The following is a 13,008-nucleotide window of genomic DNA, read 5'->3' as shown; positions in this document are numbered from 1 at the left end:
TCCTAGAACTGAGAATGGAGAATCGTTTCACTATCAGCAGCTGTAGTACCTGCCTTGGTATTATCGGCGCTATTCTTCTTGTCACTGCAGCATTCATGTGCGGGTGCACGGGAACTGAACCTACTCAGAATGCCACGATTGTAACCACTGAAAAAGAAACAGTCACCTGCGTCGATGGTGCCAATGACGGAGACATTGTTGAGGTTGACTATGTCGGAACCTTTGATAACGGAACCGAATTTGACAGTTCCTATAAAGGTGGAAAACCCTTCAGCTTGATTCTTGGTTCAGGTAGTGCAATCCCCGGGTTTGATTCTGCACTTCATTGCATGAAAGTCGGCGAGACCAAAAAGTTCACTCTGACTCCCGAAGAGGGATATGGAGAGTACGACCCGGCACAGATTGTCTCAATGCCAATTGAGTTTATACCAGCTGGTGAGAATGCAACAATCGGTGACCGTGTAACACTCTTTGATGGCGGAAACCTCTTCCAGGCAACCATTATGGACATGAATGTGACAAATGTGACATTTGATCTGAACAGTCCCCTGGCAGGCAAATCACTCACCTTTGAGGTTACCGTGAGAAATATTACTCCGGTGACCATTGAAGAAGAATAAATTTTTTTCAAAAAATTAACATTTCCGGATAGCCATCCGTTCGGATGAGTACCCGGTATTGTTTACTTTTTTATCTTCGAAAACAGAGTTATCGGTGTTGACGATAACGGCAATGTAGTAGTTTTTTAGTCCGATGAGTTCAGGGATCATAAATGATTCGCGTATTTCTTTTTCACTACCTGAAAGAAGGTCCTTCATCGTTCTCTCCCCAAGCAGAGTATCGTCCGGACTGACTTTTTTGTCTTCAGTCAGATAATACCGGACCTGAAATCTATCAGCATCATACCCTCCGGAATTTTCAATGATTGCCGTGAGGTTGAATTCATACCCGGCACATACAGATTCAGGTCCTGAAATTTTCTTTACTCCAATATCAGCATATGGTGAAAGGGTGGTTTCTTCCTGAGTCGGAGTGATATCCTGATCGGTGCCCTGATCATCTACCGGAATTTCAGGAGAGGGCTCAGTCATATTCTCAGTTGGTTGTGGTTCAGGCTGCTTCGTTATATTTACCGGTGCTGATGATTCTTTCCACTTTAGTTCCTCTTCAGGGACCAAGGATTCATTCATGACTTCATCAGGTGTTTCCTGGGGCTGCAGTGTAGGCACAAGGGCAGATTTCACTGTTGAAATGGTAAGGGGATGAAGATCTATGTTATTCTGGTTTATCGAATAGGGAGAGTCAGATATCCCGTCATTGGTGTAATCCTGGGTCATCACAGAAAAGCCAGCCTCGCCTGATTCATCAAACCATGCATTTCCTCCAATCATGCTTCCCCCGATGATATTGGTTCCACTTTTAAGATCGGTGTTCCATTGGTTTTTCAGATTGTCATTTGCTACTGCATTGTGCTCATTTTTAAAGAGATTATTATAGATGATATTGTCTTTTGACTCAAAGACACCAAGGCCCATGGAATTATGTTCAAAGGTGTTCCCGGAGATTTCATTCTGGTGAGACTGGTCAAGCCGGAGGCCCATGTTCACGGTATTCCGGAATACACAGTTCTCAACTTTTCCATTGCTTGATTTATACAGCCATACCCCGGCATCCATATTCTCCAAAACCAGGTTTTTGATGACAACATCCCGGACTGCTGCTCCTCCGTCAACGTAAACACCAGTGGTAAAACCGGATGAAAGGCCGCGAATGGTGTTACCACCACCATCAAAGGTGACTCCCGAACTTTTAATTTTGAAGATATTTACCGCATTACCCCCGTCAATATCCCGTTTCAGGGTATAATATCCGGGTTCGGTAATTTCAACCGGTGAATAGACCGGAATAGAACCTTCTGCTCCGGAAAAACTTCCGGGTGAGATGGTATTCTGACTGAGTAATCTGTTGTTGTCAGTATCAGGCTCAATAAAGTAGTTACTGGTATCAAGGATGACCATCACCCGGTACTGGCCCTTTTTTAAATGGGTTGGTAATGTCGAGGTTTTGGAATAGGTCCGGGTTTCTCCTGCTCCAAGCCTCACATCAGTTATCTCCCCACCAAGCTGAGTGCCGATTTCATCTTCCCTGCCAACCCTGACCAGAAATGACCTGAGTTTATATCCGGGTGCTTCACGGTTACCTGTATTCTTCACAGTTATGGTTACAACCAGTCGCTCGTCCGGAATGGTGCCAAGAGGGATCTCTTCAAAGGAAGAGATATCCATTTTTACCGTTGCATCCAGTATTGCAACATCCGGACCTGAATCAAGATTGTCTTTATCCTGTTCATCTGCCGATACTGGCAGAATTACCAATCCGGCTGTAACGAAAATAAGAAAAAAAAATGCCAGTACCCTGTAATTTCCTTTATTCACCGGCAGATATGAAAATATAACTCTCCTGTATTGCATCACAAACCCCCACACATTTTTTACCCATCACCAGCGATAGGAGAGTTATTGATTTCTGTAAATAAAAAACGTGATGATGCAAGATCTGATATTCTAAAATGCGAGGAGGGTGATTCTAGAAATTTTGTTCAAATCGTATAAAAGTAACTTTTTTATTAAAAACGAAGTGCGTCTGTTTTGAATTTTTGTTGAGAGTGATAATTACTATTTCTATGGGGGGGGATTCTTCCAGATATATGAAAATGGGAGGAATGGTTGATGCTACAACCTGCCCCACCCCCGGCTGTAAAGGACAGCCGGGAACACCGATAATCTAACCGGTGTCAACTAATACTCTTTGATAAGGGAGAACAGGATAGGAACGGCCGCTCGAATCCATCTCGCGGCTCGCAGCGTAAATGAAACGACTACCAAAACACGCGCAGATATGGACAACAACCGCTCTCCGCTGGACTCCCAGCGGGGGAGAGGGCATCGGTTGACCTGCCGGACGGCTTCCCTTTCCCCAAGCCGACCGGGAGAGTCAACTTATGCCCGAATTACTGAACCGGGGATCCGTTCAACGACAGGAGGATTCCACCGAATGATCATTTTACCCGAAAGAACCGACACCGGGAAATAATGTCATAGGATCCACTGGTAACAACAGCAGGAACAAAATATCTAACCTAAACTCCGGTCAATTTTTCGCGACTATTTGAAAATTTATAGTCTCTGAAATTTTCCGGATCTGTTTCGGAACTTCAGTTATGATTGGCTGTGTACCGATAGATATCTTGTAAACTTTACTACGTTTGACCAAAATGCTATTTCCGCAAGAGGGCAATTTTCACTCGATTGGAAGCAATATTGAAGGTAAATTGTTTTATTTTTACCTTATTGTATTTACAGAAAGATTTTCGGATGATGATGTGGAACGATAGGATTTCCACGAATCAATCTTCAAGAATGTCTAGGAGACAATATTCACAATTTTTTTCGTCAGACGATTGTCTGCCGGATCTCAACAAGCTCCCTTTTGCTCTTGTATCAAGCCAGGAATATAGAATAGACTTTTAAATGATGCCAAATTTTTCATATATAATATACGTGATATTTTTTTTGAAGAGCCAGATCATGAAAGTAAAACCACCATATAATTATTCTGCGAAATCAGTTAAAATTTAGAGATCTATATAATTAAATTTCAATTTATCCGTATTTTACTGAAATTTCTACCTTACTTTAATCATACCAGTTAATAAGCCCGAATAACAAAGCATGTCACAGAGATTTACCACCTAAAAGATCTCCTTATTCACATCATAGAAAAGTTATGCGAGGATTAACCAATTCACTTTGACACTTGAAAATTTTAAGAGAAGATTATACAGCCAAGAGTTCTTAACAATGTAAGATCATGTTAAGAACTCTAAATATCTACAAAATAGATGAATTTAATCAAATGAATCAATAATATCTGGATTCATCTCCTGGAGGTTCTTAACAATGTTAAGAACTCTGTTAAGAACCCCTGAGGTAGTACTTCCGTTGAGAACCTTTCCCTTCAGCAATAAGAAAACCATCATATTCTGACCATTTTTTCAGGTAACGGGATGCCTCTACCTGGGCTGATTTACTATCACCAAGATCCAGTAATTGACGACATTCTTTATTCTTGATCATACCATGATCAGAAACATATCCTCTGACCAACTCTGCATACCTGGCAGAATCAATTCCTTTGAATTTTGAATATGCAACCTTCCCAATGAGATCCTTTGCTACCGGTTTTGCAAGGTAATACGTTGCAGTTTTTGTATGTCCCTTTCTTTCAAGAATTCCTCGCTTCGGATGACTCATCTTATCAAGGACTGCAATGCCCATATCCCGATCTAATTGGAGGAGTGGTGTAGCATCGTCTGTACTGATAAAACGGTGATCTTTGAGATAGGTCAGAACAATCAACTCATCAAGTCCAATATCTTTTCCTTCCCGGTGCCATCTGGCAATAAAACTTGCCATTGCATGATCAAACGCTCCATCGTAGATATGGAGAGTAACATGAGAACTATCTGCCTCATACCTGGGCATCCGCTTTCCATACTCGAGCATCGGGATGAATATCTTACGTCGTCCGGTCCCTGCTGATTCAACAAGCCGAAGTTTTAGGAAAGCATTTGCTAAAGTCCGGTTTCGAGGAGCGGATTCATGACGAAGGATATTCTGGAGTGTGATACCCCCGATAAAACCCCCTGGACTGGTCACAACCAGTTCCTGGGTTGCATGACGGATAAGCACTTCTCCGGGATTTATATAATCACGGTGTGTCACCGCATTAAGCACCACTTCACGGACCACATCAAGAGGAAATGCCGGGATTCGCAGATTAAATAGACCAACCTGGATCTCTTCTTCCGGATTAATCGGGCTGGAGAAGATATTTTCTATCTTCTCAATAATCTGGAGAAGACCTACTCTCCATTGGTCATTTCGAGCTACCCTGGTTTCTGATGGCTGGTGGACATAATGCACCTGACTCTGTGGACAGAGAGTAGAGATGATGTCAGGTTTTCCAAAAAGGAGGAGTCCGGTATTGGTCACATTATCTCCCCGGATAGCCTCAAGTCCTCTTAAAAAGGGTTCATCATCCATTTTAAGGAGTTCAGACTCCGGGTTTTTACTTCGTAACATTGCTCGTGCCCTGGCAATTTCCAGAGTGTCGAGGTAATCAAGGGTAATTCCAGGGACCGGTTGACCGCTCCAGTCTACTGAACCGGTTGAAACCCTGGCGGAGGCGAACGCAGCAGGGTCCATCGGCATACAATTTTTTCCAATCCGTTGTTTAAAGAGACCCTGTGTAGTCCCATATGGTGGATTATCTCCTTTCGGAATCCGAACGATGAGAAGTCGTCCAGTGCCTTCAGGGACTTTTAGTTCTTCTACTTCGGCGGGGATATGGGGATTGGTTCCATCAAAAATCCCTCTTCGCCATTTGTCAAGAGTATAGTTTTTTACACCATGAATCGCATTCGAACGACCAAGGGTCTTGTCGGAAACCCCAAATACCACAACTCCACCATCTGCATTTGAGAAGCATACCGCGTATTCGATAGCGACCTTCATGTCGGATTTTGAATCGGTCCACGGTTTAAAATCAAGTGTGTTGGACTCCAGTTCATCTGCAATAACGTGATCGAACCGATTCAATAGTTGAAGGATATCATCGTTTGTGGGAATGGGCATTATTTTGGTCTACCTATATGTTTCCTGCTGATACCATTAGAATATTGCAAAAGAAAAGCAGAACTTTTTAGCCTCTTAAAAAATGTTCTTCAACTTACTAATCCCAAACACTCATCTGCCCATATATCCTCCCTTTCTCCATTACAACCGCAGGAAGAACAGACAAATTATCAGGATATATCTACTCTTTTATGTCCAGCCGTTTCCCCTTGAGTTCTTTGCGTATAGCTGAAAGTGCAGATGAATGTAATAGAAAAAGGTTGGCCATTATGTGATTGTGGTTGATATGAGGATACAATAGAGGCATTTGATATAGCACTTGAATATGTCATTATTTGAGAGTTACCCTCGTTTTAAGGCGCTGTCTATCACTCTCTGTGAGTAATCGGGTTTAAAACAATGAAACCTATCGATATCGGTGTAGGTTGCCAGTAGAGGCATAAAAAAGCGTGAGAGTGTGGCTTTGTTAAAAGTTTCTTACGATTTGAACATACTGTCTTAATGCGAGGAGGGTGATTTGAACACCCGGACCCCTTCGGGAACGGACCCTAAATCCGTCGCCTTTGACCTGGCTCGGCAATCCTCGCCCTAAATAAAAGAAAAGAAATCAGGCAGCTTCAGGAGCTTTTCGCCCTTCGATTTCTGAACGGACCTGGTTCTGGAGTTTTTCGAATTTTTCCTGTAACATTTTCTCCTGTTTTTCTATTGACCGGATCCGTATTTCGAGTGTTTCAATCTTCTCTGTAACTTTTGCAATAACCTCTGCTTTAGGTTTTTGCATGACTACAGTGCCAACACTCATGTATACTGCAGCAGAGTCATCTGTATCATTCAGTTCCTCGACTGCCTTTCGTGCTTCCTGTGCAGTCATCTCATATTGACTCTTCTGGGATAGAATGGTCTGCATCTGCTGTTGCATCTGCTGGAGCATATTAATCTGATTCTGCACTTTTGGCGAAATATTCTGCATCGTTAACTCCTCCTATTTATTTGTCGTTCCCGCCTTTTTAGTTGTCTGTACCATCTCCTCTGCTATCTGAACCAGCCGGAGCCAGGTGTTTACTGCTGCCCGGAAGGCTGTCAGATCTTCGGCGCGGATCTCTATGGCAAGAGTCATGTCATCCCGGATCATACATCTCCCGCATGACCGCCCCACCGGTTCGGATTCTGATTCCGGCATGAGAGATGCAGCGATGAGCGGGGCATCCGGAGTAGAGAATACAAATGATGCTTCATGGATCATGCATCATCCCCGGAAAGGACCAGTTTTTTACATCTCCTTTGAGGGCCGTCAAAGGAGAGAAAGAGCCCTTCTTCATCGACATACATAACCTGGCAGAATTTTTCGAGGACTAATCCCAGTTTTTTGTCTGAAGTTTTCAGTCCCCTGAAAATTTCCCCTTCCCTGATTCCCGGCTGATGCTCTTTGATAATTCTGCTCATACAGGGAGTACCGTCATCGTAAATGGTCAACAGAACATCAGATTTTTGCTGTTCTATCACAATGAAGAACTCATGCTCGCCGGCAATTTCTCTGATACCATGTTTTCCGCGTGTCAGATAGGAACTTCCTGACGCAAACGCAAGGTCTTTTGCAATAGATCTGATAACAGGTGTCGAACGGCGGGAGGTGGTGACCAGAGTCATCTGGCCTTAAGCTCTTTGATTGCCGCTCCCCGTTCTTTAAAAAGGATCCGATGACCGCAGAAAGGACACCGGACATTGATATCGATCTCAACCTTTTGTTTACACCGGGCACACTTATACGAGCCAGGCATACAGGTTTTACGCCTCCTTAACTGCCCGTTCTAAGGTACGCAGGGCTACCTTCAGGTTGGGGGTTGCCGGAGTATATGCGCCACCTGCAAACTTGAATGAACATTTTCTGCATTCCCAGATGCCGGTTCCAATCCGTTTTACAGAAACGGTATCACAGCGGGGACAGGTGTGGATAGCTTTTGCAACCTGTTCAATATCACGTACTCGTTTACGGATAAACCGCCCATATCTCGGACCGAATCTTCCTGTCGAGCCGGATACCCTCCCCTTTGCTTTTACCATTTTTTTTGCCATATTCAAAACTTCCTAGATGTCCTTTTTTATTTGCTTTAAATGCACTTATAGTTACTTGATGATCTTAGTTTCTGCATTCCCATGGCTTATTTTATTGATCAGGTCATAAAAATCGTTCTGGATGCCAGCGGGAATGACAACAACACATATCCATGATCCATCTTTCTGCCATTCTTCCTTTTCAATCACCGCTACCGCAGAAATATCTCCATATCCCCTTGGTGCATAATCCGGAGGAATTCTGACGGCAAGTCTGATCTCCTCAAACTTAATCGGAATGAGCGGCCGAAGAGCCTTCATGGTGTCTTTGACCAGTTCCTCAAGGCTTCGGAAAGGATCAATGTGCACTTTTGCTTCTTCCATGGCCATGTCAATGCGTTGTGGCGGGTGTGGATGCCCGGTTTGTGGATTAATTGCATTACGTGCGATAAACGTGATAACCTGCCGTCTTTTTTCAGCAGTCATCATCTTTCGCTGCTCTGATGTGAGGTGTATCTCACCTTTTTTTATGATATGTAATGCAATCGGCTCAAAGTCAGTGGTTTTAAACACTTTTTTCAGTGTTTCATCAGATGCCCGTTCTGCCTGGGATGCATTTTCAAAGACATTGAGCGCTGCAACCGCATCCTCCACCGGAATCTCCTCTCCCTGCCTGATCCGGGCTGCAATATCCGGGTCAACCAGTATCTCAAACCGCTCACCATGACTCTCAAGTTTTGCAACTACCGCGTCGTCGAGTGATATCATCGGTTCTTCTCCCTGGTCATCTTATTGCTGCTGCTCTATATACGATGCAACCTCTTCCCGTGACATTTTCCTAAACTCTCCTTCTTTCTGAGTAATGACACCTATCTCAACGGTGTTCACGTCGAATTTTCCCTCCGTTGCTTCATGAAGGGCTTTAAGTCCAAGAGCGATTGCCTCGCTGATTGTACATTCAAAGGTGTATTCCTCCTCAAAGAGTTTCATGACCGCAGGTCTTCCGGTACCGATACCTGTTGCCTTGTACTCAAGCAGAGTACCACTCGGGTCGGTTTCAAACAGACGGAACTGACCGTCAGATATGCCGGTGATGAGAAGTGCAGTACCATACGGTCTTGCCCCTCCAAACTGAGTATATGTCTGCATATGGTCTCCCAGTTTCTTTGAAAGGGTCTCAACATCTATCGGCTCGTCGTAGGTCACCCGGTTTATCTGAGCCTCTATTCTGGCCCGGTCAACAAGAGCGCGGGCATCTCCGACAAGTCCGGAGGATGCAACACCGATGTGTTCATCAATCCGGAATATTTTTTCAATCGAATTTGCTTCAAGCAGGCGGGAATTGATTCGTTTATCCACGATCAGGACGACACCTTCCTGACATTTTATTCCCACTGCAGTTGTGCCACGTTTTACGGCCTCCCGTGCATATTCAACCTGGTATAATCTCCCATCCGGGCTGAAAACGGTAATGGCACGGTCATACGCGGCCTGATTATTATTCATCATAGTTCAGGTCCTCAGTATCTTCTTCTGTTATGTACCGTGGTATATCAAGATAAATTCCCTTTTCTTTCAGATCTATCCTTCCCCTGCGTGAAATGACTGCATCATATGTCTTCCCCGCAATGACTACTCTTCCCTGACGAAATCCCCTCTCTTTTGGGATACTTTCCTGGAGCGTTTTTATTGTCCCTGATGTTTTGAGTGAGTGGACAGCAGCAGGAGTTCCCTGAATAGTGTTTATTGCTGCAAGAGCGGTCTCGAGTTTTTTCTCCATACCGCGCCTGCATCTGATGATTGCATATGAACCTGCTACCTGCATGACTGAAGGCCACATCAGGCTCGCGATACTATCACCATACAGGCTTGTCACTGATTCAGCGGTCGCCCGGTAGATATCGCGGGATTCACATGAGATCTCCGGCACAATCTCAATCAGGATATACCGGAAATTTTCACGCATGGATGGCCGAAGACGCATATTATACCTCCCGGACAGGGCCGACCCAATTTTTTACCTGTGAAACAGTCCCAAGAGATGATCTGAGCAGGTCTTCGTCATCACAGACAAGGGAGAAGAGCCGGATCATTTCCCGAGGACTCTTCAGGTGCCAGATTTCGGATGCGTGACTGGAGAGAACCAGGGGGAATTCATACCGGTTTTGCAGGGTGAAGATCTCCTCATATTTCCGGATTACCTTCTGTCTTGCAACATCACGAAGCTCAACAAGAGGCCGGACAGAAAGATCGATTGCAACACCCCGCTCGGCGGCAAGTTGTGCACAATACCGGTCAAATCCGTCCTTTGGCGTGTTCTGGACATCCGTGAGGACATGAATTCCCGTTGTCTGGATGGCAGTCCGGTTAAATCCTGCATCTCCTGCCTGAACATACACAAGATCATGTTCCATGGCAGACCTTCCGATCTCACGTGAGAGCAGGCGGGGCTGGATATCAGTGAGGTATCGGGCAGTCAGGACCGGCACATCATATAGTATTTCTTCGGGTACCGTGCCGCACATCACACATCCGGAAAAACCCAGATTTTGGAGGTCGCGCGCAAACCGTGAGCTGCTCACCTGCCCTGAAGGATAAGGTAAAACGCAACCGTCAAAAAACTGCATTAAAAAAAAGGTTATTTTCCCCGGTTTGCATTAACCCGGATAGAGGGACGGCACTTTTCAGTTCCGGTTCCACGTCTACGCATACCACGGCCTTTCACACCGGCGCTTGTCAGTCCACGTTCACTCCGGCCACGATGACCAGGCTTTGCTATCCAGCCCAGGTTGTCATCGTTAATGATGGACGGGTGATGTGGATCGAGAAGGATGACTTCGTACCACTTGTGACGACCATCTTCGCCGACCCAGTACGAGTTCAGTGCTTCCATGTTGGGGTATTTCCTGCATGCACGCTCTTCAGCGATTCGCTGGATACTCTTGCCCATGGTCTTTCTGTTAACACCCATGCGGGCAGTACGGCGTCCACGGGTATATCTGCCGGTCCGGCGTCCACCACGGCGGACAGTCACCCGGACAACAATAATTCCCTGCTTTGCCTTGTACCCAAGAGCACGTGCACGGTCAATCCGTGTTGGTCGCTGCACACGGACAATGCTCCCTTCACGTCGCCAGACTTGCATCCGGTCCCAGAGGAGAGCCTTGACTCCTGTCTCATCAGGGCATTTCCATGCATCCCTGACATATGCGTACATCGATTTCGTCATTTACTTCACCAGGTTCAGCCTGAAATCAGGCTACATTCCTTACGGGACGGATCCCGAAAGTCCATTACAGGTCATCCGGTCAGAATATATACCTGCCTTTGGCCTGAGTATTATAATTCCTTTTTTACTTTTTCAAGCACCCTGATGTCCGTGATACCGGTGACCGGGTACTGACCATGTTCGTCCTTTTCAGCAGATTTTACCATATCCCAGATGGTAAGCAGGGCTGCGCTGACTCCCACCAGAGCTTCCATCTCAACTCCCGTTTTTCCGGCAGAGATGACCGTAACCTTTGCAGATATTGCGGTATCAGTAAAATCAAAGATAATATCAATGCCATGAACCGGAATTGCATGACACATCGGAATCATCCGGGGTGTGTCCTTAACAGCCATAGTCGCTGCTACCCGTGCGGTGGCCAGGACATTTCCTTTCACGACAGTCCCGTCACGAATAGCCCGGAGTGTATCAGGCCGGAGATTGATTATTCCTGTAGCGACAGCCTTGCGGTAGACTTCCCCCTTTGCCGATACATCAACCATTCTGGCACGGTCATCATCAAGATGGGTAAAAACTGGCATTATTCTCCCTCAGAAGTTCTCCCGAACAATACTTGAGGTATTGCAGTGAGGAGATCTCTCGCAGTCATGCCACAACCATATATTCCGGTGATCTGCTCCCCGGCGCGCCCGGTTACATATGCCCCGATACAGGCTGCCTCAAAGGCAGGGAGATCGACCATAAGAGCTGCACAGACTCCGGCGAGTACATCCCCGGTTCCCCCGGTGGTCATGGCCGGAGTCCCGGTCAGGTTAAACCGTACCTTTGTCCCGTCACTGACGACATCCACCGGACCCTTTAACAGTACAGTTCCGGGAAGACCTGCCTGCTTTATTGACTGTGCCCTGACTCTTGGAGTTGCTTCAGGCTTTATTCCGGTAATGCGTTCGAATTCCCCTGCATGAGGAGTAAAGAGTGATTCTTCTGCCTGCGGGAGAGGATTCTTAAGACTGTCAGCATCAAACACCCCTTTTTTGATATGCGAAGCAATGGCAGTAATCACATCATGGGAGCGGGTACCAAGGCCTGGACCAGACAAAACCACATCAGATCGTTCGCATAGAGGAATGATAGTGTCAAGGTCCGGGGTGCTAATGCTGTTTCCCATGACCGGAATATGGATTAGGTCAGGTTCTGGCAGGTAATGGGGAGTTACAATCCTGACAATGTCGGCACCAGCCCGGAGTGCAGCAAGCCCGGAAAGCCAGGGTGCTCCCTGGTACGGGCCACCTCCGATGACAAGTACCTCTCCCCCGGCTCCCTTGTGAGCATCTCTCTTCCGGTCATGCATGAGTAAGAGGTCACCTGGCCCGGTAGCAATCTCTGCAAGAATGGGAATCCCAATTTCGTATACTTCTGCTCCTTCTGTTTTTGCCCGGTGAAATGCGCAGACCTTGTCAGGCATTATTCCGGGAGACGGGAGATCAACAGACAGGATTGGTGCCGGAGTCTGGTTGGCAAGCTCGATGCATGTCCTGATCGGTTCCCGGACAGTCCCTCTTCCACCTGTACCAAGTAAGGCGTCAATGATGAGATCTGCCCGGGAAAAAAGTGAGGCATGGGAAGAGACTTCTTCCCTGCATCTGAACCGGATCTTGTGTACACTGCAATTTTTCATCCGTTCTGCCTGGCACGCAGCTAAGGGGGTCAGGTTTTTTGAGTCATACCAGAGGACAAAAACCTCTGCTTCTCCTGCAAGGTGGCGTGCTGCGACCATTCCGTCTCCACCGTTATTTCCACTCCCGCACAGGATCAATATGGTTTTCGCATGATAGCCACGTGCAACCATTGAAAGAGCGGAACCGGCGGATTCCATCAGTTCCAGTCCGCTGATGCCAAGACTTTGCGCGTTACGGTCTATCCTTCGCATCTCCTCCGGAGAAATAAGACCCACTCCGATAAATTCAGAATACCGTGTCAGGTCATCAGGAAACTGCCGGGTTTGCATATGGAATGTCTATTTAGCCGCCT

Annotated in this window: 15 protein-coding genes and 1 tRNA gene; 1 reads left to right on the top strand and 15 read right to left on the bottom strand. The window is 46.1% G+C overall.

Annotated elements, in window-relative coordinates:
* Window positions 1–14: 14 nt before the first annotated feature.
* Complete coding sequence (locus DLD82_RS09455; protein ID WP_146199748.1) at window positions 15–620, top strand: FKBP-type peptidyl-prolyl cis-trans isomerase; 606 nt, start codon at window positions 15–17, stop codon at window positions 618–620.
* Window positions 621–635: 15 nt separating this feature from the next.
* Here the strand turns inward: DLD82_RS09455 and DLD82_RS09450 are convergent, their stop codons facing one another.
* From DLD82_RS09450 to DLD82_RS09375, 15 genes are all read right to left on the bottom strand, one after another.
* Window positions 636–2,471 (bottom strand): NosD domain-containing protein, encoded by a 1,836-nt coding sequence (locus DLD82_RS09450; protein ID WP_109940875.1) that lies wholly within the window; start codon window positions 2,469–2,471, stop codon window positions 636–638.
* Window positions 2,472–3,974: 1,503 nt separating this feature from the next.
* Window positions 3,975–5,696: an RNA-binding domain-containing protein gene (locus tag DLD82_RS09440; protein WP_109940873.1), complete on the bottom strand. Its 1,722-nt coding sequence runs from the start codon at window positions 5,694–5,696 to the stop codon at window positions 3,975–3,977.
* 502 nt (window positions 5,697–6,198) lie between these two features.
* Window positions 6,199–6,283, bottom strand: a tRNA-Leu gene (locus DLD82_RS09435).
* Between the two features lie 20 nt (window positions 6,284–6,303).
* Entirely contained in the window at window positions 6,304–6,666 is a 363-nt protein-coding gene (locus DLD82_RS09430) for a prefoldin subunit beta (protein ID WP_109940872.1), read from the bottom strand.
* A 12-nt stretch (window positions 6,667–6,678) separates the two neighbouring features.
* A complete protein-coding gene (locus tag DLD82_RS09425) occupies window positions 6,679–6,939 on the bottom strand; it encodes a KEOPS complex subunit Pcc1 (protein ID WP_109940871.1) in 261 nt (86 codons plus the stop codon).
* Window positions 6,936–7,343, bottom strand: coding sequence for a hypothetical protein (locus DLD82_RS09420; protein WP_109940870.1), 408 nt, complete (start codon window positions 7,341–7,343; stop codon window positions 6,936–6,938). The genes DLD82_RS09425 and DLD82_RS09420 overlap by 4 nt, the downstream gene beginning before the upstream one ends.
* On the bottom strand, window positions 7,340–7,474 hold the full coding sequence (locus DLD82_RS09415) for a DNA-directed RNA polymerase subunit P (protein ID WP_109940869.1): 135 nt from the start codon (window positions 7,472–7,474) through the stop codon (window positions 7,340–7,342). Before DLD82_RS09415 ends, DLD82_RS09420 begins: the two co-directional genes overlap by 4 nt.
* 7 nt (window positions 7,475–7,481) lie before the next feature.
* Complete coding sequence (locus DLD82_RS09410; RefSeq protein WP_109940868.1) at window positions 7,482–7,769, bottom strand: 50S ribosomal protein L37ae; 288 nt, start codon at window positions 7,767–7,769, stop codon at window positions 7,482–7,484.
* A gap of 51 nt (window positions 7,770–7,820) precedes the next feature.
* Window positions 7,821–8,516: a ribosome assembly factor SBDS gene (locus DLD82_RS09405; RefSeq protein WP_109940867.1), complete on the bottom strand. Its 696-nt coding sequence runs from the start codon at window positions 8,514–8,516 to the stop codon at window positions 7,821–7,823.
* Window positions 8,517–8,537: 21 nt separating this feature from the next.
* Window positions 8,538–9,257, bottom strand: a complete 720-nt coding sequence (gene psmA / locus DLD82_RS09400; protein ID WP_109940866.1) for an archaeal proteasome endopeptidase complex subunit alpha — start codon at window positions 9,255–9,257, stop codon at window positions 8,538–8,540.
* Window positions 9,247–9,732 (bottom strand): Rpp14/Pop5 family protein, encoded by a 486-nt coding sequence (locus DLD82_RS09395; RefSeq protein ID WP_109940865.1) that lies wholly within the window; start codon window positions 9,730–9,732, stop codon window positions 9,247–9,249. The genes psmA and DLD82_RS09395 overlap by 11 nt, the downstream gene beginning before the upstream one ends.
* Before the next feature lies 1 nt (window position 9,733).
* Entirely contained in the window at window positions 9,734–10,375 is a 642-nt protein-coding gene (locus DLD82_RS09390; protein ID WP_109940864.1) for an RNase P subunit p30 family protein, read from the bottom strand.
* 11 nt (window positions 10,376–10,386) lie between these two features.
* Window positions 10,387–10,977 carry a 50S ribosomal protein L15e gene (locus DLD82_RS09385; protein WP_109940863.1) on the bottom strand — a complete coding sequence of 197 codons (591 nt, stop codon included), beginning with the start codon at window positions 10,975–10,977 and terminating at the stop codon, window positions 10,387–10,389.
* Window positions 10,978–11,087: 110 nt separating this feature from the next.
* Window positions 11,088–11,558 (bottom strand): cyclic pyranopterin monophosphate synthase MoaC, encoded by a 471-nt coding sequence (moaC, locus tag DLD82_RS09380; protein WP_109940862.1) that lies wholly within the window; start codon window positions 11,556–11,558, stop codon window positions 11,088–11,090.
* Entirely contained in the window at window positions 11,558–12,985 is a 1,428-nt protein-coding gene (locus DLD82_RS09375) for an NAD(P)H-hydrate dehydratase (protein WP_245920410.1), read from the bottom strand. The genes moaC and DLD82_RS09375 overlap by 1 nt, the downstream gene beginning before the upstream one ends.
* Window positions 12,986–13,008: the final 23 nt, after the last annotated feature.

This window comes from Methanospirillum stamsii (genome assembly GCF_003173335.1).
In the GTDB taxonomy this organism is placed as follows: Archaea; Halobacteriota; Methanomicrobia; order Methanomicrobiales; family Methanospirillaceae; genus Methanospirillum; species Methanospirillum stamsii.
The sequence above is the reverse complement of the archived record's forward strand: the minus strand, read 5'-3'. Positions and strand labels throughout refer to the sequence as shown.

What these genes read in the sequence shown, in the direction of transcription:
- DLD82_RS09455 (WP_146199748.1), top strand. Translation starts at nt 15, where the DNA reads ATGGAGAATCGTTTCACTATCAGCAGCTGTAGTACCTGCCTTGGTATT.
- DLD82_RS09450 (WP_109940875.1), bottom strand. Translation starts at nt 2,471, where the DNA reads ATGCAATACAGGAGAGTTATATTTTCATATCTGCCGGTGAATAAAGGA.
- DLD82_RS09440 (WP_109940873.1), bottom strand. Translation starts at nt 5,696, where the DNA reads ATGCCCATTCCCACAAACGATGATATCCTTCAACTATTGAATCGGTTC.
- DLD82_RS09430 (WP_109940872.1), bottom strand. Translation starts at nt 6,666, where the DNA reads ATGCAGAATATTTCGCCAAAAGTGCAGAATCAGATTAATATGCTCCAG.
- DLD82_RS09425 (WP_109940871.1), bottom strand. Translation starts at nt 6,939, where the DNA reads ATGATCCATGAAGCATCATTTGTATTCTCTACTCCGGATGCCCCGCTC.
- DLD82_RS09420 (WP_109940870.1), bottom strand. Translation starts at nt 7,343, where the DNA reads ATGACTCTGGTCACCACCTCCCGCCGTTCGACACCTGTTATCAGATCT.
- DLD82_RS09415 (WP_109940869.1), bottom strand. Translation starts at nt 7,474, where the DNA reads ATGCCTGGCTCGTATAAGTGTGCCCGGTGTAAACAAAAGGTTGAGATC.
- DLD82_RS09410 (WP_109940868.1), bottom strand. Translation starts at nt 7,769, where the DNA reads ATGGCAAAAAAAATGGTAAAAGCAAAGGGGAGGGTATCCGGCTCGACA.
- DLD82_RS09405 (WP_109940867.1), bottom strand. Translation starts at nt 8,516, where the DNA reads ATGATATCACTCGACGACGCGGTAGTTGCAAAACTTGAGAGTCATGGT.
- psmA (WP_109940866.1), bottom strand. Translation starts at nt 9,257, where the DNA reads ATGATGAATAATAATCAGGCCGCGTATGACCGTGCCATTACCGTTTTC.
- DLD82_RS09395 (WP_109940865.1), bottom strand. Translation starts at nt 9,732, where the DNA reads ATGCGTCTTCGGCCATCCATGCGTGAAAATTTCCGGTATATCCTGATT.
- DLD82_RS09390 (WP_109940864.1), bottom strand. Translation starts at nt 10,375, where the DNA reads ATGCAGTTTTTTGACGGTTGCGTTTTACCTTATCCTTCAGGGCAGGTG.
- DLD82_RS09385 (WP_109940863.1), bottom strand. Translation starts at nt 10,977, where the DNA reads ATGACGAAATCGATGTACGCATATGTCAGGGATGCATGGAAATGCCCT.
- moaC (WP_109940862.1), bottom strand. Translation starts at nt 11,558, where the DNA reads ATGCCAGTTTTTACCCATCTTGATGATGACCGTGCCAGAATGGTTGAT.
- DLD82_RS09375 (WP_245920410.1), bottom strand. Translation starts at nt 12,985, where the DNA reads ATGCAAACCCGGCAGTTTCCTGATGACCTGACACGGTATTCTGAATTT.